We start from the raw sequence: 24893 nt of genomic DNA on the forward strand, positions 1-24893 counted from the left end.
ATGAGGGTATTATTTAGTTGTGTGAAAATTGAACTTGTAGAGATAAGAGAGGGAATTTATGAAAAAGTATGCGTTAGTAACTGGAGGGAGCGGAGGGATTGGCTCTGCTATTTCGAAACAATTAATTCAAGATGGATATACAGTTTATGTTCATTACAATAACAGTGAAGGAAAGGTATTGGAATTGCAGAAAGCATGGGGAGAAGTTATCCCTGTTCAAGCGAATTTGGCTTCTAGTGATGGAGCAGAGCAATTGTGGGGACAAATTGAACACCCTATTGATGTTATTGTATACGCAGCTGGGAAGAGTATTTTTGGACTAGTAACAGATGTAACAAACGAAGAATTGGGTTATATGGTAGAACTTCAAGTGAAGAACGTATATAAATTACTTTCAATGGCACTTCCGCCTATGATCGGGAGGAGAAGTGGTAATATTGTAATTATTTCATCTATATGGGGACAAATAGGGGCTTCTTGTGAAGTGCTGTATTCAATGGTAAAAGGGGCGCAAAATTCATATGTGAAAGCTTTAGCGAAAGAAGTTTCTTTAAGTGGATTACGTGTGAATGCAGTAGCACCAGGAGCAATTGAAACGGAAATGTTAAGTGTTTTTTCTGAAGAAGATAAAATGGGAATTGCTGAAGATATACCATTAGGTAGAATAGGATTACCAGAAGAAGTAGCAAAAACAGTTTCATTCCTCGTATCACCAGGAGCATCATACATAACTGGACAAATCATCGGAGTGAATGGCGGTTGGCACTGCTAAAAATTTCTTACATAAAAAATGAACAGTTGCACAAATTAAGGATGATTTTATTACTCAATAGTGAGGTGCTTAATTATGTCAGTATTAGATAATTTTGATCAGTGGAAGAGCTTTTTAGGAGATCGTTTAGAGCAAGCGCAAGGAAAAGGTTTAGACGGCGGTGCGGTATCAGATATGGCATTTCGTGTTGGCGACTACCTTGCTAATGAAGTAGAAGGGCGCAATGACCAAGAGAAATTATTAGCTGAGCTTTGGAAAGTTGCTGATGAACAGGAGCAACATACAATTGCAAACTTAATGGTTAAGTTTGTACAACATAAGTAAAAGTAGAGAGGAGATTCTCCTCTCTACTTTTTTTGTATAATAATTACACAGGATAGATTATACATTTAGCTTCCCTATTAAGGTGAAATCATATAATATAGTACGTAGGTGTAAAGTAAGCAAGGGGAGTGATCTTGGATGATTGAATGGTATTTTGAATATGAAATACATAAAAACCGACCTGGCTTGCTTGGTGACGTTTCTTCGTTAATCGGTATGCTCGGCATTAATATTGTCACAATTAATGGTGTAGATAATGCACGACGTGGGTTACTTCTTATGTGTGATAATCAAGAGCAAATCTCTAGACTTGAATCAATTTTAAATACGATGGATAACATAACGGTAACGAAATATCGTCCGCCCAAGCTAAGAGATAAGCTAGCGGTTAGGCATGGTAGGTACATACAACGAGATGCAGATGATAAGAAAACATTTCGATTTGTGCGTGATGAATTAGGCTTACTTGTAGACTTTATGGCAGAAATTATGAAAAAAGAAGGCCATAAACTAATTGGGATACGCGGAATGCCTCGTGTCGGAAAAACAGAATCCATTGTTGCTGCAAGTGTTTGTGCAAATAAAAGGTGGTTATTTGTATCATCTACTCTTATTAAGCAAACTGTTCGTAGTCAATTAATTGAAGATGAGTATAGCGATGACAATATTTTCATCCTAGATGGAATTGTGTCAACGAAGCGTGCCAACGAAAGACATTGGCAGCTCGTTCGTGAAATTATGAGATTGCCTGCAACGAAAGTTGTGGAACATCCTGATGTATTTGTGAGTCAGTCAGAATACACATTGGATGATTTTGATTATATTATCGAGTTGCGTAACGATTATGATGAAGAAATTCAATATAATTTAGTAGATGAAATTGAGCAAGGTACGCAAAATAATTTCTCTATGTTTGACTTTTAAAGAAATATTGAGGTGTTAGTAGTGACGGAATTGGGACAAAAGCTGAAAGAAGCAAGAGAAGCGAAAGGCTTGTCTATTGATCAGCTGCATGAAATTACAAAAATTCAAAAACGCCATCTAGTGGCAATTGAAGAAGGCAATTATGATGTATTGCCAGGAGCTTTTTATGCGCGTGCATTCATTAAACAATACGCAGATGCTGTTGGATTAAATGGAGAGGAACTGCTTGTAGAACATCAGAGTACGATACCACAATCTGAAAGGCGTGAAGTTCCACAAGTATCAACGGGACAAAAAACACAAGAAACAATGCAAAAATCTTCATCATGGCCAGTTGCAGATCACATGCCGAAAATCTTAGTTGCGCTGTTAGTAATCGCGGTTGGAGTCGTAATCTGGTTTGTGTTTCAAGCGTTAACTGGAAAAGATGATGAAAAAGTTCCGAGTGCTCAAAGTGAGAAAATTGAAGTTCAAAAAGCGAAAGATTCTCCGTTAGATACGAAGAAAGCGGAAGAGCCAAAGAAAGAAGAGCCAAAGAAAGAAGAACTAAAGAAAGAAGAACCAAAGAAAGAGGAGCAGCCAGCACCACCAACTGGACAGCAAGAAGTGAAAGTAGTTGGAACAACTGGTAAGGTATCTACTTTGGAAATTCATAATAATAAAACGTTAGAATTGGAAATTTCAGCGAAGGGTGCAAGTTATGTAGATGTTAAGGATGATGCGGGTAATGAAATTCTAAACACTACAGTACAAAGCGGTCAAACAGAGAAACGCGATGTATCAACATTAAAAGAAGTACGACTTAATATTGGAAGTGCACCGAATGTTGAAATTAAACTGAATGGCCAAGTGCTTGCTTTCCCGTTAGATCCACAAAAAGAATATCACCAAAGATTGGTGATTAAAAACCAAGGGATAGAGCAACCTGCACAATAACAGTCATCGCTTCGATGACTTTTTTTTCGATGAACAAATGTTTTTGATATGATGGAGGAATAGCTGTGAATTTACCAAATAAAATTACAATATCTAGAATCTTCTTAATTCCAATTTTTATGGTAATTATGTTAGCGCCCTTTGATTGGGGTTCATACAAAATTGGTGATGTTGATTTGCCAATTCAACATTTAGTAGGGGCACTTATCTTTATCATTGCTTCAGCTACAGATTGGATTGATGGACATTACGCAAGAAAGTATAATCTTGTAACGAATTTAGGAAAGTTTCTTGACCCATTAGCTGATAAATTACTTGTTTCAGCAGCACTTATTACATTGGTAGAGATGCAATATGTACCGGCTTGGATTGTTATTGTAATTATCAGTCGTGAGTTTGCTGTAACAGGTTTACGTCTTGTACTTGCTGGAACAGGGGAAGTAGTTGCGGCAAATCAGCTAGGGAAAATTAAGACATGGACACAAATTATTGCGATTGCAGCATATTTATTACACGATGTACCTTTAAATTTAATCCATATTCCAGTTGCTGATATCTTCATATGGATTGCATTAATCTTTACTGTTATTTCAGGATGGGATTATTTCTGGAAAAATAGAGCTGCTTTTGTAAACTCAAAATAGAAGTTTATGGGGGAATTAGGATGAATGCTGAGATTATTGCGGTTGGAACTGAATTATTACTTGGACAAATTGCAAATACAAATGCCCAGTTTTTATCTGAAAAGTTAGCTTCAATTGGAATTAACGTGTACTATCATACTGTTGTTGGTGATAATAATAAGCGACTGCAAAAGGCGATTGAAGCTGCGGAAGAACGTGCTGATATACTTATTTTTACAGGTGGATTAGGACCGACAAAAGATGATTTAACGAAAGAAACGATAGCGGCTAGTTTAGATGAAGCGCTTGTGTATGATGAAAAGGCATTAGCCTTAATAAGTAATTACTTTAAGCGTACAGGCCGTGAATTTACGGAGAATAATAAAAAGCAAGCGCTCGTCTTAAATGGAGCAACAGTATTTGCAAATGACCACGGTATGGCGCCTGGTATGGGGGTAAATAAGAACGGAAAAGTTTATATTTTATTACCAGGGCCGCCAAAAGAAATGAAACCAATGTATGTAAGTTACGTGGAGCCTTTTTTACGTAATTTTACAACAGGAGAAAACATTTATTCCCGTGTGCTTCGTTTCTTCGGTATCGGGGAGTCCCAATTAGAGGTGAAAGTTCAAGATTTAATTGATGGACAAACAAACCCAACAATCGCCCCGCTAGCAAATGATGGAGAAGTGACATTACGTTTAACCGCTAAGCATCAAAATGTTAGCGAAGCGGAGAAACTAATTCAACATGTGGAAGATTTGATTTTAGAAAGGGTAGGAGAATTTTTCTACGGATATGACCAAGAATTTTTGCATTATAAGGCAATCGAGTTATTGAAGAGAAAAGGGTTAACTTTAGCATGTGCAGAAAGTTTAACAGGTGGTCTTTTTGGAAATCAAGTAACTGAAAATGCTGGTGTTTCTTCTGTATTTAAAGGCGGTGTCATTTGTTATCATAATGATGTGAAGCAACATGTATTGCGTGTGCCTGAAGAAGTGTTGCATACTGATGGTGCAGTTAGTAAAGAATGTGCTCATTATCTTGCTGAAAATGTTAAGGATTTATTAAAAGCGGATATCGGAATTAGTTTCACTGGGGTAGCAGGGCCAGATGCTTCAGAACAGAAAGAGCCAGGAACAGTATTTGTTGGATTGGCGATTAAAGGTGAACAAACTGCAGTTTTTCCTCTTAATTTAAGTGGAAGTCGTCAACAAATTAGAGAACGCTCGACAAAATATGGATTTTATCATTTATATAAAAAGCTAGAAGAGATATAAGTTTCTTCTAGCTTTTTTTATAGTTAAATTACGTATTTATGTAATGGAAAATAAAAAAATCGAATAAATGTTCGATTTTTGTTGGCAAATTGAATTGAAAATAGGTATAATAAGATTAGCAATTCAGTTAAGGAGGAATTTTGAATGAGTGATCGTCAAGCGGCATTAGATATGGCGTTAAAACAAATAGAGAAGCAATTTGGTAAAGGTTCAATTATGAAATTAGGAGAACAAGCGGAACGTAGAATTTCTACAATTTCAAGTGGTTCTTTAGCACTTGATGTGGCATTAGGGGTAGGCGGATACCCACGTGGCCGTATTATCGAAATTTACGGACCTGAAAGTTCAGGTAAAACGACAGTTTCATTACATGCAATTGCAGAAGTACAACGTCAAGGTGGACAAGCAGCATTCATCGATGCGGAGCACGCAATGGATCCTGTATATGCACAAAAATTAGGCGTTAACATAGATGAATTACTATTATCACAGCCTGATACAGGGGAGCAAGGATTAGAAATCGCGGAAGCTCTTGTACGAAGTGGTGCGGTTGACATTATCGTAATTGACTCTGTAGCAGCTCTTGTACCGAAAGCAGAGATTGAAGGCGACATGGGTGACTCACACGTAGGTTTACAAGCACGTTTAATGTCACAAGCACTTCGTAAGCTTTCAGGAGCAATCAACAAATCAAAAACAATTGCAATCTTTATTAACCAAATTCGTGAAAAAGTTGGGGTTATGTTCGGAAACCCAGAAACAACTCCAGGTGGTCGTGCGTTGAAATTCTATTCAACTGTCCGTCTTGAAGTGCGTCGTGCGGAGCAATTAAAGCAAGGTAACGACATCGTTGGTAATAAAACAAAAGTAAAAGTAGTGAAAAATAAAGTAGCGCCACCATTCCGTGTTGCTGAAGTTGATATTATGTACGGAGAAGGTATTTCAAGAGAGGGTGAAATCTTGGATATGGCTTCTGAGCTTGATATCGTTCAAAAGAGCGGTGCTTGGTATTCTTATAATGAAGAACGTTTAGGACAAGGTCGTGAAAATTCGAAGCAATTCTTAAAAGAGAATACGGACTTAAGAGAGGAAATTGCCTTCTTTGTTCGTGATCATCACGGAATTGGTGAAGATTCTGGTGTGGAAGACACGGAAGATGCAACTCTTCAAGATTAAAAAATAAAAGACACGGGTCCCGTGTCTTTTATTTTTTTACCTTCTATTAAAGGGGTATCTATCGTAGTGGTTAAAATATTTTTTTGACTCAAATGGGATGTGTAAAGAGGAATATTCATACGTTTTAAGGGAATAAAATGGTATTTACTAAGGTTTTCCAGGATAGTATGCTATCAATTTTTCAAATTCAGATAACATTAAGGACTGAAGGTAAAGAAAGTAAAAGTAGACAACGCTTGACAATGAAAATTACGATAGATACAATGAGAATGTATATTTTTTCTTATATACGATATACTCTTCTCAAGAAGAGAAGTAATATTCGGAGTAAGGTTTAAATCTTACCGAAATAATAATATGACATTTTAATTGTGAAATGAAGAAAGTCCCTTAAAAAAGCGGGACGACGGTCTTTGCTGTATATTGTAATTTAATGTACATGCCGACAGTCTTTTTTCATTCATAGCAAGGGGAGGTGAAATCATGAGTAGTACAGTTTGGATACTCATCTCCATTTTGCTTGCAACAACAGTCGGTGCAGTTGTTGGCTTTTTTGTTCGAAAGTCTATTGCTGAAGCGAAGATTAATGGTGCGGCTAATGAAGCGAAACGTATTTTAGACGAAGCGAATCGTGAGGCTGAAGCACTTAAGAAAGAAGCGCTTTTAGAAGCAAAGGATGAAATTCATACACTTCGTACAGAAGCTGAATTAGAAATTCGTGACCGTAGAAGCGAATTACAAAAACAAGAAAATCGTTTAATGCAAAAAGAAGAGAACCTTGATCGTAAAGACGAAACGCTCGATAAACGCGAGCAGCAGTTAGAGAAGAAAGAGGAATCTCTTGTAGCGAGACAACAACAGATTGAAGAGTTGGAAAGCAAAGTGGGAGAGTTAGTTCAAAAGCAACAAACAGAATTAGAGCGCATTTCCAATCTGACACGCGAACAAGCGAAAGCAATTATTCTTGGTAAAGTAGAAAATGAAGTTTCTCATGAAATCGCTGTTATGGTAAAAGAAAGTGAAGTTCGCGCGAAAGAAGAAGCGGATAAGAAAGCAAAAGAGATTTTATCTCTTGCAATGCAAAGATGTGCAGCTGATCATGTTGCTGAAACAACCGTTTCGGTTGTAAATCTTCCAAATGACGAAATGAAGGGACGTATTATCGGGCGTGAAGGTCGTAATATTCGTACGTTAGAAACGTTAACGGGTATTGACTTAATTATCGATGATACACCAGAGGCGGTAATTCTTTCTGGATTCGATCCAATTCGTCGTGAAACAGCTCGTATCGCTCTTGATAAACTAGTACAGGACGGACGTATTCACCCAGCGCGTATTGAAGAGATGGTCGAAAAATCAAGACGTGAAGTGGACGAGTATATTCGCGAAGTCGGAGAGCAAACAACGTTTGAAGTGGGTGTTCACGGATTACACCCAGATTTAATTAAAATTTTAGGTCGTTTAAAATACCGTACAAGTTATGGACAAAACGTCTTAAAACACTCTATGGAAGTTGCATATTTAACTGGACTTATGGCAGCAGAGCTTGGTGAGGATGAAAAACTAGCAAGACGTGCTGGTCTATTACATGATATCGGAAAAGCGATTGACCATGAAGTAGAAGGTAGCCACGTTGAAATTGGTGTTGAACTCGCAACGAAATATAAAGAGCATCCTGTAGTTATAAACAGTATCGCATCTCACCATGGTGACACAGAACCAACTTCTATCATTGCAGTTTTAGTTGCAGCAGCAGATGCTTTATCAGCTGCAAGACCGGGAGCTCGTAGTGAAACGCTTGAAAACTACATTCGTCGTCTTGAAAAGTTAGAAGAGATTTCAGAGTCTTATGAAGGCGTTGAAAAATCATTTGCAATTCAAGCAGGACGTGAAGTTCGTATTTTGGTAAAACCAGATACAATCGATGACTTAGAAGCTCATCGTTTAGCTCGTGATATCCGAAAACGTATTGAAAATGAACTGGATTACCCAGGACATATTAAAGTAACTGTTATTCGTGAAACACGTGCAGTGGAATACGCAAAATAAAGTGGTGAAACACCACTTTATTTTTTTGTGTTGGAATTGGATAAAATAAAGACAGTTATTTAGCATAAAAGTGAAACAAACTTATAATAAACATATTATAAGGAATTTACTTGATGCTATAGCAATAAAAAATGCAGTACATAGAAAGGGTAAGACATATGAGAATATTATTTGTTGGGGATGTAGTAGGATCTCCTGGTAGAGGTATGATTCAACAGTACGTACCGGCATTAAAGAAAAAATATACACCTACAGTAACAATCATTAATGGAGAAAATGCAGCAGGTGGCCGTGGGATTACAGAAAAAATATATCGAAACTTTTTAGAGTGTGGGGCACAAGCAGTTACACTTGGAAACCATGCTTGGGATAATCGTGAAGTATTTGAATTCATCGATGATGCAAAATATCTTGCAAGACCAGCTAACTTCCCAGAAGGAACTCCAGGAAAAGGACTTATCTTTGTGAACTGTAATGGAACAGAAGTTGCAGTTATTAACTTACAGGGGCGTACTTTCCTTCCTCCGATTGATTGTCCATTCCGTAAAGTGGATGAATTAATTAATATTGCGAAAAAACGTACGAATATTATCTTTATTGATTTCCATGCGGAGACTACAAGTGAAAAACAAGCGCTAGGTTGGTATGTAGATGGACGTGCTACAGCAGTAGTAGGTACGCATACGCATGTCCCTACAGCGGATAACCGTATTTTACCAAGCGGAACGGCATATATTACAGATGTTGGGATGACAGGGCCATATGATGGAATTTTAGGTATGGACCGAGAAGCAGTATTGAAGAAGTTTTTAACGAACTTACCGGTACGATTTGAAGTAACAAGTGGTAGAACGCAATTAAGTGCAGTGTTAATTGATGTGGATCCAAATACAGGAAAAGCAAAGAAAATTGAGCGCATTTTAATTAATGACGATCAACCATTTTTTGAGTAAATTTCCGTTAAATTTTAGATAAGTTATTATATTTTAATTTTTTAGAAAAATTACGAAAATTTAGCAGGAATACGCGCCATTCCTCGTGAATATAAGTTAAAGTGAAATAATTGCTAATACTTTTTAAAGAAACGAGGAGGAAACGCGGAATGGAAATATTAAAAGTTAAAGCAACGTCGGTCCCTAATTCTGTAGCTGGTGCACTTGCAGGTGTTATTCGCGAACGCGGAACAGCAGAAATTCAAGCTATTGGTGCAGGTGCATTAAACCAAGCGGTAAAGGCAGTAGCAATTGCAAGAGGGTTTGTAGCGCCTAGTGGTTTGGACCTAATTTGTATCCCAGCGTTTACAGATATTATGATTGATGGCGAAGAGCGTACAGCAATAAAATTAATTGTAGAACCTCGTTAAGTTTAAACAACCTGTTTGCAGTATGCAAACAGGTTGTTTTTATAATGGAGGAATGAAAATGAAAATTTTTGATGCTCATTGTGATGTGCTCTTTCAGTTATGGAGTGCAAAGGGAAAAAAGAATTTTAAAAACGATCCGCAATTACATATTACATTTCAACAGTTAAAGGAAAGACAAGGAAGTATACAATGTTTTGCAATATATGTGCCAGAAACAGTGACGTATGAAAAACGATTTGAAGCGGCATTACAAATGATAGATATTTTTTATAATGAAATTCTATCGCTACCAGGTGTGAGATTTATCCGAACGAAAGAGGATATAAATAGATTAAAACAAGACGAGGTTGGCGCGCTATTAACGTTAGAAGGGTGCGAAGCAATTGGCAAAGAAGCGATGAAATTACGTTTGTTTTATCGGTTAGGTGTACGTTCTTTCGGATTAACATGGAACTATGCGAATTTGTTAGCTGATGGGGCGCTAGAGACGCGTGGAGCAGGTTTAACTACTGTTGGTAGACAAGTTGTACAAGAGTTGAATACTTTGCAATTATGGACGGATCTATCACATTTAAATGAGAGAAGTTTTTGGGATGTGATAGAAATTGCAAATAACCCAATTGCATCCCACTCAAATTGTTATAAACTGTGTGAGCATCCACGCAATTTAAATGACGAACAAATTAAAGCGCTTATACAGAGAAATAGCATAATCGGTGTTACTTTTGTACCGCAGTTTCTAACAAGTGAAAGACAAGCAAATATAACAGATATAGTAAAACATATCGAATATATTTGCTCGCTAGGTGGAGAAAACAATATAGGGTTTGGTTCAGATTTTGATGGGATTGTAGATACGGTTGTCAATGTATCTGCCTACCGAGATTATGAAAATGTCATGAATGAGCTTTATAAATACTATGCTGCATCTACTGTAGAAAGATTTTTATATGATAATTTTGTTGAACATATGAGTTTTTAAGTTTTTGGTTTAAAATTCAGAATAATTAAAATTAATTCATTTGATTTTATTGCTTTTTTTAAGACCTAATACTAGAATGAAAAACAAAATAGCTTTATACTAAAGATTCAGGGAAATCAGAAGAGGCATAATTTGCGTCCGTTGTAGTTTATTTGCATAAAAAATGCTAAACTATTACTGTAAAAAAATACACTACAATGAATGCAGCCAAAAGGGGTGTAGGAGATGATTAGTCAACTTTCATGGAAAGTTGGAGGCCAACAAGGTGAAGGAATTGAAAGTACAGGAGAAATCTTCTGTATTGCATTAAACCGATTAGGATATTACCTATACGGTTACCGCCACTTCTCATCACGTATAAAAGGCGGCCATACAAATAATAAAATTCGTGTAAGTACAACAGAAGTACGAGCGATCTCAGATGATTTAGATATTTTAATTGCTTTTGACCAAGAAACAATTGATTTTAACTTCCACGAACTACGTCCAGGTGGAATTGTAGTTGCGGATGCGAAATTTAATCCAACAATACCTGATAATACAGATGTAAATCTATATGTGATACCGTTTACAGATATTGCTTCAGAATTAGGCACATCATTAATGAAAAACATGGTTGCTGTTGGAGCATCAAGTGCAGTATTAGGATTAGACGAAACAGCTTATTTAGATGTTGTTGAAGAAATCTTTGGTCGTAAAGGAGAGCAAGTCGTTCAAAAGAATATGGACGCAATTAAACGCGGCTCTCAATATATGAAAGAATTACTAGGTGAGAAAGTAAACATGATGCAGCTTGAAAAAGCTGATGGTAAAAAACGCATGTTTATGATTGGAAACGACGCAATCGCATTTGGTGCGGTAGCTGGTGGTGCTCGTTTTATGTCAGCATACCCAATCACACCTGCATCAGAAATTATGGAATACTTAATTAAAAAATTACCGAAAGTCGGCGGAACAGTAATCCAAACTGAGGATGAAATCGCAGCTTGTACAATGGCAATCGGTGCAAACTATGCTGGTGTTCGTACATTAACTGCATCTGCTGGTCCTGGTCTTTCATTAATGATGGAAGCAATCGGTTTAGCAGGTATTACAGAAACTCCATTAGTAATTGTTGATACACAACGTGGTGGTCCAAGTACGGGATTACCAACGAAACAAGAACAGTCTGACTTAATGGCGATGATTTACGGTACGCATGGTGAAATTCCAAAAATCGTAATGGCGCCAAGTACAGTTGAAGAAGCTTTCTATGACATTGTAGAAGCATTTAACTTATCTGAAGAATATCAAGTTCCTGTTATTTTCTTAACAGATTTACAGCTTTCGTTAGGAAAACAAACAGTAGAACCACTTAAATTAGATAAAGTGGAAATTCGTCGTGGTAAGCTTGATTTAGAAGCGGAATTACCAGAACGTGAAAATAAAGCATACTTCAAGCGTTATGAAGTAACTGAAGACGGCGTTTCACCGCGTGTTTTACCTGGTATGAAAAATGGTGTTCACCATGTTACAGGTGTAGAACATGATGAAACTGGAAAACCATCGGAATCAGCAATAAACCGTAAAGATCAAATGGACAAACGTTTCCGTAAAATGGAAAACTTGAAGTTTAATACCCCTGTTTATAAAAATGTTAAGCATGAAGAAGCAGACGTATTGCTTGTTGGATTTAACTCAACTCGTGGTGCGATCGAAGAGGCAATGACGCGTTTAGAACAAGAGGGTATGAAAGTAAACCATGCTCATGTACGTTTAATTCACCCGTTCCCAACAGCTGAAATCGATCCACTTGTGAAAAAGGCGAAGCGTGTTGTAGTAGTAGAAAACAATGCAACAGGTCAGCTTGCTAACATTATGAAAATGAATCTTGGTAATGGTGAGAAAATTTCTAGTCTTTTAAAATATGATGGAAACCCATTCTTGCCGAAAGAGATTTACAACGAATGCAAAAAAGGGGTTGTATTAAATGGCAACATTTAAGGACTTTCGTAACAGTGTAAAGCCAAACTGGTGCCCAGGTTGCGGAGACTTCTCAGTGCAAGCTGCAATTCAACGTGCGGCAGCTAACGTTGGTTTAAATCCAGATGAACTTGCTGTTATTTCTGGTATTGGCTGTTCAGGCCGTATTTCAGGTTATATTAATTCATATGGTGTGCATAGTATTCATGGTCGTGCCCTTCCGATTGCACAAGGTGTAAAAATGGCAAATCGTGATTTAACAGTCATCGCTTCAGGTGGTGATGGTGATGGATTTGCGATTGGTATGGGACATACAATCCATTCTATTCGTCGTAATATCGATATTACGTACATCGTAATGGATAACCAAATTTACGGGTTAACAAAAGGGCAAACTTCACCACGTAGTGAAGCTGGATTTAAAACGAAAAGCACACCGCAAGGTTCAATTGAACCATCACTAAATGTAATGGAAATGGCTTTAACAGCTGGTGCGACATTTGTGGCGCAAAGCTTTTCGAGTGATTTAAAAGAATTAACACAAATTATTGAAGCTGGTATTAACCATAAAGGATTTTCATTAATTAACGTATTTAGCCCATGTGTTACTTACAATAAAGTAAATACCTACGATTGGTTTAAAGAGAATTTAACGAAACTAAGCACAGTAGAGGGATATGATCCATCTAATCGCATGATGGCTATGCAAACTTTAATGGAAAATAACGGTTTAGTAACAGGTTTAATTTATCAAAATACTAAGCAACCATCATATCAAGAACTTGTTAAAGGCTATAGTGAAGAGCCTTTAGTGAAATCTGATTTAAATATGGATCAGAAAATGTTTGATGAGCTTGTTGCTGAATTTATGTAATATAAGAAGAGGAGGTTGCCATGTGGCAACCTTTTTTTATTAGAAAAATATAGGGTAGTCTTATTTACTTAGAAAATTCAGAATGGTAAAATAATATATAAATCGTTGTATGAAAATGGCAAGTTCATTGCTTATGAAATGTAAGATAATAAAGGGCCTCTGTATTGTTAAAATTGGCGAAACAGGTCATACTATGGTAATGTTTATAGGGATAAAGCAATATGCTTTTGGGTAGGACAACAAGAAATAATAAAAAGGGAATGTCTATTTGCGTGGGGAAGACTTCATTCTTATGAATGATTAGATTGATTACTCAAGTTTCAAAGGACAAGTTATCTCTCAAGCTATCTAACCATTTTTGAGGTGAGTCTAGGCGCATTAAAATGGACTATAGAGTGTGTATAGTTAAGGGTGAAAGGAGATTACCGATGAACGAGCAACAACGATTAGCAAGTCAACAAGCAAATTCCTCTACGAAAAAAGAAGAGAAAGATTATAGTAAATACTTTGAAAGTGTATATCAACCACCTTCCTTAAAGGATGCGAAAAAGCGAGGGAAAGAAGAAGTTAAAATTGAACGGGATTTTGGCTTACCTGAAGAGTTTCGCAATTTTGGTACAGGAAGAAAGTTCTATATTCGTACATATGGTTGTCAAATGAATGAGCATGATACGGAAGTAATGGCAGGTATTTTCACAACGCTTGGATATGAACCAACTTTTTCGACTGAGGATGCAGATGTAGTTTTATTAAATACTTGTGCAATTCGTGAAAATGCTGAAAATAAAGTGTTTGGTGAACTAGGCCATTTAAAGTCACTAAAGCGAAGAAATCCGGACCTTTTAATTGGTGTATGTGGTTGTATGTCTCAAGAAGAATCTGTTGTAAATAAAATTATGCAAAAAAATCAGCATGTAGATATGGTATTTGGAACGCATAATATTCATAGATTACCGTACATTCTAAAAGATGCGATGTTCTCGAAAGAGACGGTAGTTGAAGTATGGTCAAAGGAAGGCGACGTAATTGAAAACCTTCCGAAAGTACGTCGTGGTGATATTAAAGCTTGGGTAAATATTATGTATGGCTGTGATAAGTTCTGTACGTATTGTATTGTACCGTATACGCGCGGAAAAGAGCGGAGCAGACGTCCAGAAGATATTATCCAAGAGATTCGTCATTTAGCTGCGAATGGTTATAAAGAAATTACATTACTTGGACAGAACGTAAATGCATATGGTAAAGACTTTGAAGATGTAGAATACGGTCTTGGTGATTTAATGGACGAACTTCGTAAAGTTGATATTGCCCGTATTCGTTTTACAACGAGCCATCCACGTGATTTCGATGATCACTTAATTGAAGTGCTTGGCAAAGGTGGCAACTTAGTAGAACATATCCATTTACCAGTTCAATCTGGAAGTACAGATATGCTGAAAATTATGGCGCGTAAATATTCACGTGAGCATTATTTAGAACTTGTAAGAAAAATTAAAGAAGCAATTCCAGATGCAGTATTAACAACAGATATTATCGTTGGTTTCCCAAATGAAACAGATGAGCAATTTGAAGAAACGATGTCGTTATATCGTGAAGTAGGATTTGATACTGCCTTTACATTTATTTATTCTCCTCGCGAAGGTACACCAGCTGCAAAAATGAAAGATAATGTACCTATGGAAGTGAAGAAAGAACGTCTTCAACGCTTAAATACACTAGTAAATACGTTGGCAATTGAAAAGAATAGTCGTTACAAAGGTCAAATTGTAGAAGTGTTAGTTGATGGGGAAAGTAAAAATAATCCGGAAGTACTTGCAGGTTATACTCGCACGAATAAACTTGTAAACTTCGTCGCTTCAAAATCTTTAATTGGTCAGCTTGTGAAAGTAAAAGTAACGGAAGCAAAAACTTGGTCTCTTAACGGGGAATTAGTTGAAGAGCCGATTGAGGTGAAATAATAGATGAAAGTATATTCGAAAGATGACATTGTTGAACAAGCAAAAGAATTAGCAAAAATGATTTCTGAAACAGAAGAAGTTGATTTTTTTAAGAAAGCAGAGGCGCAAATTCATAAAAATGAAAATGTAAAGCGCGCAATCGATGAAATTAAAGCACTGCAAAAACAAGCAGTAAACTTGCAGCATTACGGGAAGTGGGAAGCTTTAAAAAAGGTAGAAGCTGAAATTGATGCATTGCAAGATAAGTTAGACAGTATTCCAGTCGTACAAGAATTTAAATCTTCACAAACATATGTAAATGACTTATTACAGTTAGTTGCTAGTACAATTTCTAACAACGTAACAGATGAAATATTAATTTCAACTGGTGGCGATGTACTTAAGGGTGAAACTGGCGCAGCGGTAGAAAGTAAAAAAGGAAATTGTGGTTGTTAAAGAGATGTCATATTGACATCTCTTTTTTTTAGTTGATTAAACGTAAGTTCTTCTCAAAAAAAGAATGACACATTCCGCTATTGTCACGCATATGATTAAGTGAATAGTGATTGAGGAGGGTTACGAATGTCCGAATTTAGAGAGATTATTACAAAAGCAGTGGTTGGAAAAGGACGTAAGTATACAAAGTCAACGCATACATGTGAATCGAATAATGAACCAACAAGTATTTTAGGGTGCTGGGTAATTAACCACTCGTACGAAGCAAGAAAGAATGGGAAGCATGTGGAAATTGAAGGTTTCTATGATGTGAACACTTGGTATTCATTTGATGGAAATACAAAGACTGAAGTTGTAACAGAACGCGTGAACTACACGGACGAAGTAAGCATTGGTTATCGTGATAAAAACTTTTCTGGTGACGATTTAGAAATTATTGCTCGTGTTATTCAGCCACCAAATTGTTTAGAAGCGCTTGTATCACCAAACGGTAATAAAATTGTTGTAACTGTAGAACGTGAATTTGTAACAGAAGTAGTTGGAGAAACGAAAATTTGTGTAAGTGTAAATCCTGAAGGCTGCGTAGAATCAGATGATGATTTCCAAATTGCTGATGATGAATTTGAAGAATTAGATCCGAACTTTATCGTTGATGCAGAAGAAGAGTAATAGAAAGCTAGGGAGAAGTTCTTCCTAGCTTTTTACTTTACATAAGTGGCGCTGAATGAACATGATTCTTTATGAAATATGTTATAATGAAGATAGACTCCTGAAATAGGAGATATGGATGTCCGTGAAATGTGACATATATGAAAATTGATTACTATGTAAGAATTATGGAGGAAAAGTATGACGCAATATACCCCTATGATACAGCAATATTTAAAGGTTAAGGCAGACTATCAAGATGCCTTTTTATTTTTCCGATTAGGCGATTTTTATGAAATGTTCTTTGAAGATGCCGTTAAAGCAGCTCATGAACTTGAGATTACATTAACGAGCCGAGATGGTGGCAGTAGTGATCGTATACCGATGTGCGGTGTACCGCATCATGCAGCTAAAAACTATATTGAACAACTTGTTGAAAAAGGATATAAAGTTGCTGTTTGTGAGCAAGTGGAAGATCCAAAAACAGCTAAAGGTGTAGTGCGCCGTGAAGTAGTACAACTAATTACGCCAGGAACGATGATGGAAGGGCGTACAATTGATGAGAAAGAAAACAACTTCTTAGCCGCATTAACACATTTTGAAGATGGATCATATGCTTTAGCTTGTAATGATTTAACGACTGGACAAAATACAGTAACGTTATTGACTGGTTCAGTAGAAGATATTTTATTGGAAGTGTATGCAACTGGTTCGAAAGAAATTGTTGTAGATTCTTCATTTTCTAAAGATGAATTAAATAAATTAACTGAAACGTTAAAAATGACAATTTCATATGAAGATGCAACGGCAATTCCTGAAGGATTAGAACATCTTGTGAAAAATGTTTCGCAAGCAAAGTTAATTAAAGCAATTGGACGCTTATTTAACTATGTGATAAGAACGCAAAAACGTTCATTAGATCATTTACAACCTGTAGAAATTTATTATACGAATCAATTTATGAAAATTGATGTGCATTCAAAGCGAAATTTAGAGCTGACGGAAACACTTCGAACGAAAGAAAAAACAGGATCATTATTATGGCTATTGGATAAAACAAAAACAGCTATGGGTGGTCGTATGTTAAAACAGTGGATGGAACGTCCACTTATTCAGAAAGAAAAAGTTGAAGAGCGTTTAGAAATGGTTGAAACATTTGTAAATGATTACTTCTTACGTGAAGATTTAAAAGAAAAATTAAAAGAAGTATATGATTTAGAACGTTTAGCAGGAAAAGTTGCATTTGGTAATGTCAATGCACGGGACTTATTACAGTTAAGACGATCTTTACTTCAAGTACCAGCTATTTTAGAAGCGATTAGTTTGTTAGATAATGCTTATGCAGCAAGGTTAATTCAAGGCGCGGATCCATGTGAGAGCTTAACTGAATTACTAGGAAGAAGTATTCAAGAAAACCCACCGCTTTCTATTAAAGATGGAGATATTATTAAAGACGGTTATAATGACAAGCTTGATCAATATCGTTACGTTAGTAAAAACGGAAAAACGTGGATCGCTGAGCTTGAAAAACGAGAGCGTGATATTACAGGAGTTAAATCGTTAAAAATCGGGTACAACCGTATTTTCGGCTACTACATTGAAGTGACGAAGGCGAATCTTGCAGCACTTCCAGAAGGCCGCTACGAACGAAAACAAACGCTTGCTAATGCTGAACGTTTCATTACAGATGAATTGAAAGAAAAAGAAACGTTAATTTTAGAAGCAGAAGAAAAAATTGTACAACTAGAATACGATTTATTTACAGCGCTTCGTGAAGAAGTAAAAGTATTTATTCCGAAATTACAACATTTAGCAAAAGTAATTAGTGAATTAGACGTACTGCAAAGTTTTGCGACAGTTAGTGAAGAAGAACAGTTTGTAAAACCTGTACTAACAACGAAGCGTGAAATCTTTATTAAAGATGGTCGTCATCCTGTCGTTGAAAAAGTATTGAACGGGAAATTGTATGTACCGAATGATTGTATTATGCCAGAGAAGATGGATGTCTTTTTAATTACAGGACCGAACATGTCTGGTAAAAGTACGTATATGAGACAGTTAGCACTTGTAACGGTTATGTCACAAATTGGTTGTTTCGTACCAGCGACAGAAGCAGTATTACCTGTATTTGACCAAATCTTTACGAGAATTGGTGCAGCAGATGATTTGATTTCAGGTCAAAGTACATTTATGGTCGAAATGTTAGAAGCGAAAAATGCAATTGCAAACGCATCAGAAAGAAGTTTAATTTTATTTGATGAAATTGGACGAGGTACATCTACGTATGATGGCATGGCACTTGCACAGGCAATCATTGAACATATTCATGACCAAATTGGGGCAAAAACGTTATTTTCTACACATTATCATGAATTGACTGTGTTAGAAGAGAGTTTAGATCAACTGAAAAATGTACACGTTTCAGCAATTGAAGAGAATGGTAAAGTAGTATTCCTTCATAAAATTCAAGATGGAGCAGCAGATAAAAGTTACGGAATCCACGTTGCGCAACTTGCAGAGCTTCCAGATAGCTTAATTGCCCGTGCGAAAGAAGTGTTAGCACAACTAGAAGGACAAGAAGAAATTATTATTCCAAAGCGTGTAGAAGTGAAAGTGCAGGAGCAAGAAGTTATTCCAGAACCTGTAGTTGTAAAAGAAGAGCCAGTAGAAGTACTAGAGGCGAAAGTAGAGACTGAGGAAGAATCACAACTATCTTTCTTTGGAGGAGAACAGTCTTCGAAGAAACAAGACAAGCTTGCGTTAGATCAAAAAGAAACAGCAGTACTGGCGCAAATTAAAAAAATTGATTTACTTGATATGACGCCTTTAGAAGCGATGAACGAACTGTATCGCTTACAGAAAAAGTTAAAGAAAGGATGAGTAAGTAGATGGGGAAAATTCGCAAACTCGATGACCAACTCTCTAACTTAATTGCGGCAGGAGAAGTAGTAGAGCGTCCTGCTTCAGTCGTAAAAGAACTTGTGGAAAATTCTATCGATGCGAATAGTACATCTATTGAAATCCACTTAGAAGAAGCTGGTTTATCGAAAATTCGCATCATTGATAATGGAGATGGCATTGCAGAAGAAGATTGCATCGTAGCTTTTGAACGACATGCGACAAGTAAAATTAAAGATGAAAACGATCTGTTTCGCATCAGAACACTCGGTTTCCGTGGTGAGGCATTGCCGAGTATCGCCTCAGTTAGTGAATTAGAATTAATCACTAGCACAGGTGATGCACCTGGTACACACCTTATTATTAAAGGTGGAGACATTATAAAGCAAGAGAAAACCGCGAGCCGAAAAGGAACAGATATTACAGTACAAAACTTATTCTTTAATACACCAGCGCGTCTTAAATATATGAAAACCATTCATACAGAGCTTGGTAATATTACAGATATTGTGTATCGTATTGCAATGTCACATCCAGAAGTATCGTTAAAGCTGTTTCATAATGAAAAGAAATTGCTTCATACGTCAGGTAATGGTGATGTAAGACAAGTACTTGCATCGATTTACAGCATTCAAGTTGCGAAGAAACTTGTTCCGATTGAAGCTGAATCTTTAGATTTCACAATTACAGGCTATGTAACATTACCAGAAGTAACGAGAGCATCTCGAAATTATATGTCAACAATCGTAAATGGCCGTTACGTTCGAAACTTTGTATTAATGAAAGCAATTCAGCAAGGATATCATACATTACTGCCAGTCGGACGATATCCAATCGGATTTTTATCGATTGAAATGGATCCAATGCTTGTTGACGTTAACGTACATCCTGCAAAATTAGAAGTTCGTTTTAGTAAAGAACAAGAATTGCTAAAGCTTATCGAAGAAACATTGCAAGCTGCATTTAAAAAAATACAGCTCATTCCAGATGCAGGCGTAACAACGAAGAAAAAAGAAAAAGACGAGAGTGTGCAAGAACAGTTCCAGTTTGAGCATGCGAAGCCGAAAGAACCATCCATGCCGGACATTGTTTTACCAACTGGCATGGATGAAAAACAAGAAGAACCGCTGCCTGTGAAACAGCCAGCACAACTGTGGCAACCGCCGAAACAAGAATGGCAACCACCACAGTCGCTCGTAAGAGAAGAACAAAGTTGGCAGCCATCTACTAGACCGATAATGGAAGAACCAATTCGAGAAGAAAAATCGTGGGACAGTAATGAAGAGGACTTTGAATTAGAGGAATTGGAAGAAGAAGTTCAGGAAATAAAAGAGATTGAAATGAACGGTAATGACTTACCGCCACTTTATCCAATTGGACAAATGCATGGAACATATATTTTCGCTCAAAATGATAAAGGCTTATATATGATTGACCAACATGCCGCGCAGGAACGTATTAATTATGAATACTTCCGTGATAAAGTAGGAAGGGTAGCGCAAGAAGTACAAGAACTGCTTGTACCGTACCGTATCGATTTATCTCTTACTGAATTTTTACGTGTTGAAGAGCAACTAGAAGAACTGAAAAAAGTCGGTCTATTCTTGGAGCAATTTGGCCATCAATCCTTTATCGTCCGCTCACATCCAACGTGGTTCCCGAAAGGACAAGAAACAGAAATTATCGATGAAATGATGGAGCAAGTTGTTAAACTAAAAAAAGTTGATATTAAAAAATTACGTGAAGAAGCAGCCATCATGATGAGCTGTAAAGCATCGATTAAAGCGAATCAATATTTAACGAACGATCAAATATTTGCTTTACTGGAAGAACTACGTACAACAACAAACCCGTATACATGCCCGCACGGAAGACCGATTCTTGTGCATCATTCTACTTATGAGTTGGAGAAGATGTTTAAGAGGGTTATGTAGAGTGAATAAACTACATTTCAAAAGGGGGCAACATTTACTGTTGCTCCCTTTTAATATGTAGATTTAATTGTTAAACGAGAATATGGTGAAGTAATTTTGCAGTTTATTTCTTGGCTGCGTTAGCTTATATTTATCTATGTATAAAAAAGCGCTGTATACAGCACTTTTTAAAAGGTGCATGAATAGTATAATGAAGATTTTTACATTATTAAAGACATAACTATGCATGGCCTAATATTGATTCTTATTTGGTTAATTGTCATAAGGATCTATACGATTATTTATTTTTATTATTATTAATTTTTTCAGTGTATAGAACTTGCTCTTTGTAGTGTTTCTTAATTGGAAAGTTATGTGTACCTGTGCCGTTCTTGAATTTTTTATCAATGGGGTTCTTTAGAGGAACTGTTGTGGTTTCAGTAAATTCATATGGGTAATTTATTTTAGATTTATCTTCAAACATGAAAATGCCTCCTTTTAGGATTTCCTAAATTCTTTACTATAACATGATATGCATATAGATTTTTTTTGGACTAGTTATTTATATAGGTTAATGGAATTTAATTACATAACCACTGAAGCCTTTTAAAGGAAAATAATTTGAGAAAGAAATGGTATGAATAGCCGTTGGCTCCTATTGTTATTTTTTTGTTTGACAGCGCAGTGAATAATGCATATAAATTCAATATAGATTGTTTTTATAATATGGTTTATATGAGATTTTCTTGATAATATAATGTGGAATATTATAGTATTATTAGGTTATTAGGAACATTTAATGCTGTTTCATAACTGAAAGGGAATTGAAAAAAAACTGAAACTTTTCTCATAAAAATTCAATCTAACTTGAAAAATGAAAGGAAAATGAAATTTTCCAAAAGATATTCTTTGTTAAGATAAAAAGCATACATACAAAAAGTATTGGTATATCTTAAAAATGTATTTTCAAGATATAGTGGGGGAAAAGATGAGATTAGAAAAACAATTAATAAAAAAGATGTATTATGAAACATTCCTAATGGAGAATGAAACAAAACCAACTCTTGACGTACTTGGACAAGCTTATGTAAACGATGAAAAAAATGAGATTTCTGATGGGTCTTATATTCGTTTTGCACAAGGTGAATTTTATTATCGTCATCAAGATTTTGAAGCAGCTATTTTTAAATGGGAGAAGGTTAGTAATGAATTAGCACCATGGGCACAAAAAAATATTGCGGATGCTTATTTCGAACTTAATCAATTATCATATGCTGAAAATATTTATACTTCTATTACTACTGATAATAAAATATTGATGATTGAAATTAGACTACAATTACTTTCTCTTTACATTGAGCAAAATAATTTTGACTCAGCTTTCGGTGTTATTAAAGAAGCAGTTTCTTTAAATCCTGATTATCCGAATGTCACAAAAATTGCCCGTTCCTTTTATGAGGAACAGCAAGATTTTGATAGTGCAGTAGAGCTTGCTGTGAATGAGTTAATTCGAATAGAATCGTATCCGTGGTTTGAGGTATTAAAAGGATATATTGATAAAGGGTTTACTAAACATATTTCACCAGATTATTTTTATAATGCATTAGCTACATTAAATAATGTAGATCAAGTACAGTTTACGCAAATGGTTTCATCACTTTGGAACAGTTATAAAGATGAACAAAATTATTTATTATGGCTTAATACAATAAATGAATTTTTCTTACATATTGAAATACATTCGTCCGATATATGGAACAAAGTTTCTGCTTTTTACGAAGAAACTTACTTTGCATTAATTCAAGGTCAATATACGCTTAGACAATTAAACGATATCATACCCAATCTGTTAGCAAATTGGTTAAAAGTAGTTAATCCATCTTATGCTGTATTTCCATCTGCAGCTGTATTGGCATGGGATGAGATTTTCCCTTCCAAAATAGATTTAGCAAATATAGAGCATGCGGAAAACTTACTGTCACATTCTATTAATCATGTAAATGGCTTAGAGTACAGCTTACACCTTTTTGAATCTATTACAGAGTGGGCACAAAAGCACAATATAGAAATAGGTCACCGATTTAAATGGTTAGTTGACGAACTCGCAGATTTAAGAACAAATCGTATTTTAGTAACGGGAACTTCAGGAAATGGAAAAACTACATTTATTAACTCTATATTAGGAGAAAACATATTAGAAAAATCAATTTCAAATGTAGTAGTTTTAAAAAATGATGCTCATATAGAAATAAACGCTATAACAGACTCAGCAATTACAACAACGGAAGATGTCTCTGATTACCATAATATGATGTCTCAGCACCATCAAACATATAGAGATAGAGCGTGTGTTGAATTTAAATTACCATGCAGATTTTTAAATGAAAATAAACTTACATTTGTAGTGACACCTGGCTTTAATAGGAATAACGACACTAGAGATGAGATATTCGAATATTTAAATTCTGTAGACGAATTACTGTTCGTATTGAATGCGGATTCACCTTTTACTGACAAAGAACGTGACATTCTATTAAGTATTCAAGAACATACGCCAAATTTACAAATTCATTTCTTATTAAATAAAATCGATAACATTTACAGTGAAGCAGAAGTGAAAAGGGTATTACATGATACGGCAACGAGAATAAACACATATTTCCCGCATGCGAGAATTTTCCCTTATTCCTCGTTATATACAAGTAGTAAACAATTAAATGATTTAACTGAGTTTATTCATTTTAACTTTAATCATAAAAATATCGATGCAGAACGTACTGAAAAGTTATTATTTTTCATTCGAAAAACAATTACATATCTTTTGGATAAACGTGTTGAGAAAGAAAATAATCTAGTAGATGCTATTAATTGGAATGAAGATATGCTAGTGAAACTAAACGGTAGCATTAATAACCTTACTGCATTTGAGAGGGAAAAAATTCATTTCATTACACAATCATATCGTTCAATGAAGACTGAAATTACAAATGATCTTACTGAAAATATTCCGAAGATATTAAAGAGCTGTTCTAATTTAATTAGTGAAGAAAGTGATTTCGGGCACATGGATACGGAACTAAATAAAGCAATGAATGAAAAAGTGCATAAATATTTAGAACAAACTGTATTACCTAATCTCGCTCTTTCTATGCAAAATTGGATTGCAACTTCTAATAATGAGCTTCTTCAAAGTCAAACGTATTTAGAAGAACTTAGTGAAGGGCTTAATTCACTATTTGGAGAAAATAGAATACAGTTAGAATGTGATTTTAAAGTGCTTGATGACTGGCGCAGAGATACTGACAGGATGACGACTAGAATACAAATGGATGAAGTAAATATTTTACGTCGATTTACGCCAGCACAATTTTTGTTGAAAAGTGCCGGTAAATTATTTGGAGTTCTTCCTAAAAATAAATCTATGCTATATAACAAATACAAACAGTATGTAGAAAATGAAGATTATACTGAAGTAACGGCTTCTATTATGAAGAAATTTTTCTTGCAATTTGAGCTGTTTGAAAACACACAAGAGCGAGATATTAATATATTCTTTAGGAATCCATTTAACTCCTTAAAGCAAGCTGTAGAAAACACGCATTTAGAAATACAAGAAAAACAAGAGATATTACATAAGATGAAATCAAATCCTGAAATCTATCATGATTCTATCATGCTCTTTGAATTGAGATTGCGTCAATGTGAAGTAATTTTAAATATAGGTGATGATAATACCTATACGGATGTAGCTTTAGAAACAAGCGTAGAATAAAAGT

Annotated in this window: 20 protein-coding genes; 19 read left to right on the top strand and 1 reads right to left on the bottom strand. The window is 35.7% G+C overall.

Features of this window, described 5'->3' with window-relative positions; all coding sequences use genetic code 11:
• The first annotated feature begins 58 nt into the window (after window positions 1-58).
• The 18 genes from ymfI (at window position 59) to mutL (ending at window position 21138) form a co-directional block, all read left to right on the top strand.
• Window positions 59-772, top strand: a complete 714-nt coding sequence (gene ymfI, locus ACLBXA_RS19790; RefSeq protein WP_000759625.1) for an elongation factor P 5-aminopentanone reductase — start codon at window positions 59-61, stop codon at window positions 770-772.
• Between the two features lie 75 nt (window positions 773-847).
• Entirely contained in the window at window positions 848-1096 is a 249-nt protein-coding gene (locus ACLBXA_RS19795) for a DUF3243 domain-containing protein (RefSeq protein ID WP_000114444.1), read from the top strand.
• 138 nt (window positions 1097-1234) lie between these two features.
• Window positions 1235-2020 (top strand): DUF3388 domain-containing protein, encoded by a 786-nt coding sequence (locus ACLBXA_RS19800; RefSeq protein ID WP_000574107.1) that lies wholly within the window; start codon window positions 1235-1237, stop codon window positions 2018-2020.
• Between the two features lie 21 nt (window positions 2021-2041).
• On the top strand, window positions 2042-2956 hold the full coding sequence (locus ACLBXA_RS19805) for a helix-turn-helix domain-containing protein (RefSeq protein WP_000137465.1): 915 nt from the start codon (window positions 2042-2044) through the stop codon (window positions 2954-2956).
• Between the two features lie 65 nt (window positions 2957-3021).
• Window positions 3022-3600 (top strand): CDP-diacylglycerol--glycerol-3-phosphate 3-phosphatidyltransferase, encoded by a 579-nt coding sequence (pgsA, locus tag ACLBXA_RS19810; protein ID WP_001052967.1) that lies wholly within the window; start codon window positions 3022-3024, stop codon window positions 3598-3600.
• Between the two features lie 20 nt (window positions 3601-3620).
• Window positions 3621-4859 (top strand): competence/damage-inducible protein A, encoded by a 1239-nt coding sequence (locus ACLBXA_RS19815; protein WP_000990683.1) that lies wholly within the window; start codon window positions 3621-3623, stop codon window positions 4857-4859.
• A 144-nt stretch (window positions 4860-5003) separates the two neighbouring features.
• Window positions 5004-6035 carry a recombinase RecA gene (gene recA / locus ACLBXA_RS19820; protein ID WP_001283853.1) on the top strand — a complete coding sequence of 344 codons (1032 nt, stop codon included), beginning with the start codon at window positions 5004-5006 and terminating at the stop codon, window positions 6033-6035.
• A gap of 483 nt (window positions 6036-6518) precedes the next feature.
• Window positions 6519-8084, top strand: coding sequence for a ribonuclease Y (gene rny / locus ACLBXA_RS19825; protein ID WP_000099770.1), 1566 nt, complete (start codon window positions 6519-6521; stop codon window positions 8082-8084).
• Between the two features lie 158 nt (window positions 8085-8242).
• Entirely contained in the window at window positions 8243-9037 is a 795-nt protein-coding gene (locus ACLBXA_RS19830; RefSeq protein WP_001221092.1) for a TIGR00282 family metallophosphoesterase, read from the top strand.
• Window positions 9038-9186: 149 nt separating this feature from the next.
• A complete protein-coding gene (gene spoVS, locus ACLBXA_RS19835; protein WP_000404341.1) occupies window positions 9187-9447 on the top strand; it encodes a stage V sporulation protein SpoVS in 261 nt (86 codons plus the stop codon).
• 22 nt (window positions 9448-9469) lie between these two features.
• A complete protein-coding gene (locus ACLBXA_RS19840; protein WP_003309838.1) occupies window positions 9470-10429 on the top strand; it encodes a dipeptidase in 960 nt (319 codons plus the stop codon).
• Window positions 10430-10654: 225 nt separating this feature from the next.
• Window positions 10655-12412 carry a 2-oxoacid:acceptor oxidoreductase subunit alpha gene (locus tag ACLBXA_RS19845; protein ID WP_000625417.1) on the top strand — a complete coding sequence of 586 codons (1758 nt, stop codon included), beginning with the start codon at window positions 10655-10657 and terminating at the stop codon, window positions 12410-12412.
• Window positions 12399-13265, top strand: coding sequence for a 2-oxoacid:ferredoxin oxidoreductase subunit beta (locus ACLBXA_RS19850; RefSeq protein ID WP_000190155.1), 867 nt, complete (start codon window positions 12399-12401; stop codon window positions 13263-13265). Before ACLBXA_RS19845 ends, ACLBXA_RS19850 begins: the two co-directional genes overlap by 14 nt.
• A gap of 428 nt (window positions 13266-13693) precedes the next feature.
• Complete coding sequence (gene miaB / locus ACLBXA_RS19855; protein ID WP_001005392.1) at window positions 13694-15223, top strand: tRNA (N6-isopentenyl adenosine(37)-C2)-methylthiotransferase MiaB; 1530 nt, start codon at window positions 13694-13696, stop codon at window positions 15221-15223.
• A 3-nt stretch (window positions 15224-15226) separates the two neighbouring features.
• Window positions 15227-15658 carry a RicAFT regulatory complex protein RicA family protein gene (locus ACLBXA_RS19860; protein ID WP_000870460.1) on the top strand — a complete coding sequence of 144 codons (432 nt, stop codon included), beginning with the start codon at window positions 15227-15229 and terminating at the stop codon, window positions 15656-15658.
• A 126-nt stretch (window positions 15659-15784) separates the two neighbouring features.
• Window positions 15785-16327, top strand: a complete 543-nt coding sequence (gene cotE / locus ACLBXA_RS19865; protein WP_001288799.1) for an outer spore coat protein CotE — start codon at window positions 15785-15787, stop codon at window positions 16325-16327.
• 180 nt (window positions 16328-16507) lie between these two features.
• Entirely contained in the window at window positions 16508-19186 is a 2679-nt protein-coding gene (gene mutS / locus ACLBXA_RS19870) for a DNA mismatch repair protein MutS (protein ID WP_000195990.1), read from the top strand.
• An 8-nt stretch (window positions 19187-19194) separates the two neighbouring features.
• Complete coding sequence (gene mutL / locus ACLBXA_RS19875) at window positions 19195-21138, top strand: DNA mismatch repair endonuclease MutL (RefSeq protein ID WP_000516486.1); 1944 nt, start codon at window positions 19195-19197, stop codon at window positions 21136-21138.
• Between the two features lie 277 nt (window positions 21139-21415).
• On the opposite strand, the gene ACLBXA_RS19880 is transcribed toward mutL, so the two are convergent.
• Window positions 21416-21601, bottom strand: a complete 186-nt coding sequence (locus tag ACLBXA_RS19880) for a hypothetical protein (RefSeq protein ID WP_000461138.1) — start codon at window positions 21599-21601, stop codon at window positions 21416-21418.
• Between the two features lie 504 nt (window positions 21602-22105).
• Between ACLBXA_RS19880 and ACLBXA_RS19885 the strand changes: the two genes are divergently transcribed.
• On the top strand, window positions 22106-24889 hold the full coding sequence (locus ACLBXA_RS19885) for a dynamin family protein (RefSeq protein ID WP_001235296.1): 2784 nt from the start codon (window positions 22106-22108) through the stop codon (window positions 24887-24889).
• Window positions 24890-24893 lie beyond the last annotated feature (4 nt).

The sequence above is a fragment of the Bacillus sp. D48C genome (genome assembly GCF_053345735.1).

Excerpts from the sequence above, each read along its gene's own strand:
- ymfI (WP_000759625.1), top strand. The coding sequence starts at position 59 with ATGAAAAAGTATGCGTTAGTAACTGGAGGGAGCGGAGGGATTGGCTCT.
- mutL (WP_000516486.1), top strand. The coding sequence starts at position 19,195 with ATGGGGAAAATTCGCAAACTCGATGACCAACTCTCTAACTTAATTGCG.
- spoVS (WP_000404341.1), top strand. The coding sequence starts at position 9,187 with ATGGAAATATTAAAAGTTAAAGCAACGTCGGTCCCTAATTCTGTAGCT.
- mutS (WP_000195990.1), top strand. The coding sequence starts at position 16,508 with ATGACGCAATATACCCCTATGATACAGCAATATTTAAAGGTTAAGGCA.
- miaB (WP_001005392.1), top strand. The coding sequence starts at position 13,694 with ATGAACGAGCAACAACGATTAGCAAGTCAACAAGCAAATTCCTCTACG.
- ACLBXA_RS19815 (WP_000990683.1), top strand. The coding sequence starts at position 3,621 with ATGAATGCTGAGATTATTGCGGTTGGAACTGAATTATTACTTGGACAA.
- recA (WP_001283853.1), top strand. The coding sequence starts at position 5,004 with ATGAGTGATCGTCAAGCGGCATTAGATATGGCGTTAAAACAAATAGAG.
- ACLBXA_RS19830 (WP_001221092.1), top strand. The coding sequence starts at position 8,243 with ATGAGAATATTATTTGTTGGGGATGTAGTAGGATCTCCTGGTAGAGGT.
- ACLBXA_RS19860 (WP_000870460.1), top strand. The coding sequence starts at position 15,227 with ATGAAAGTATATTCGAAAGATGACATTGTTGAACAAGCAAAAGAATTA.
- ACLBXA_RS19885 (WP_001235296.1), top strand. The coding sequence starts at position 22,106 with ATGAGATTAGAAAAACAATTAATAAAAAAGATGTATTATGAAACATTC.
- cotE (WP_001288799.1), top strand. The coding sequence starts at position 15,785 with ATGTCCGAATTTAGAGAGATTATTACAAAAGCAGTGGTTGGAAAAGGA.
- ACLBXA_RS19795 (WP_000114444.1), top strand. The coding sequence starts at position 848 with ATGTCAGTATTAGATAATTTTGATCAGTGGAAGAGCTTTTTAGGAGAT.
- ACLBXA_RS19840 (WP_003309838.1), top strand. The coding sequence starts at position 9,470 with ATGCAAACAGGTTGTTTTTATAATGGAGGAATGAAAATGAAAATTTTT.
- ACLBXA_RS19850 (WP_000190155.1), top strand. The coding sequence starts at position 12,399 with ATGGCAACATTTAAGGACTTTCGTAACAGTGTAAAGCCAAACTGGTGC.
- ACLBXA_RS19845 (WP_000625417.1), top strand. The coding sequence starts at position 10,655 with ATGATTAGTCAACTTTCATGGAAAGTTGGAGGCCAACAAGGTGAAGGA.
- ACLBXA_RS19800 (WP_000574107.1), top strand. The coding sequence starts at position 1,235 with ATGATTGAATGGTATTTTGAATATGAAATACATAAAAACCGACCTGGC.
- ACLBXA_RS19880 (WP_000461138.1), bottom strand. The coding sequence starts at position 21,601 with ATGTTTGAAGATAAATCTAAAATAAATTACCCATATGAATTTACTGAA.
- rny (WP_000099770.1), top strand. The coding sequence starts at position 6,519 with ATGAGTAGTACAGTTTGGATACTCATCTCCATTTTGCTTGCAACAACA.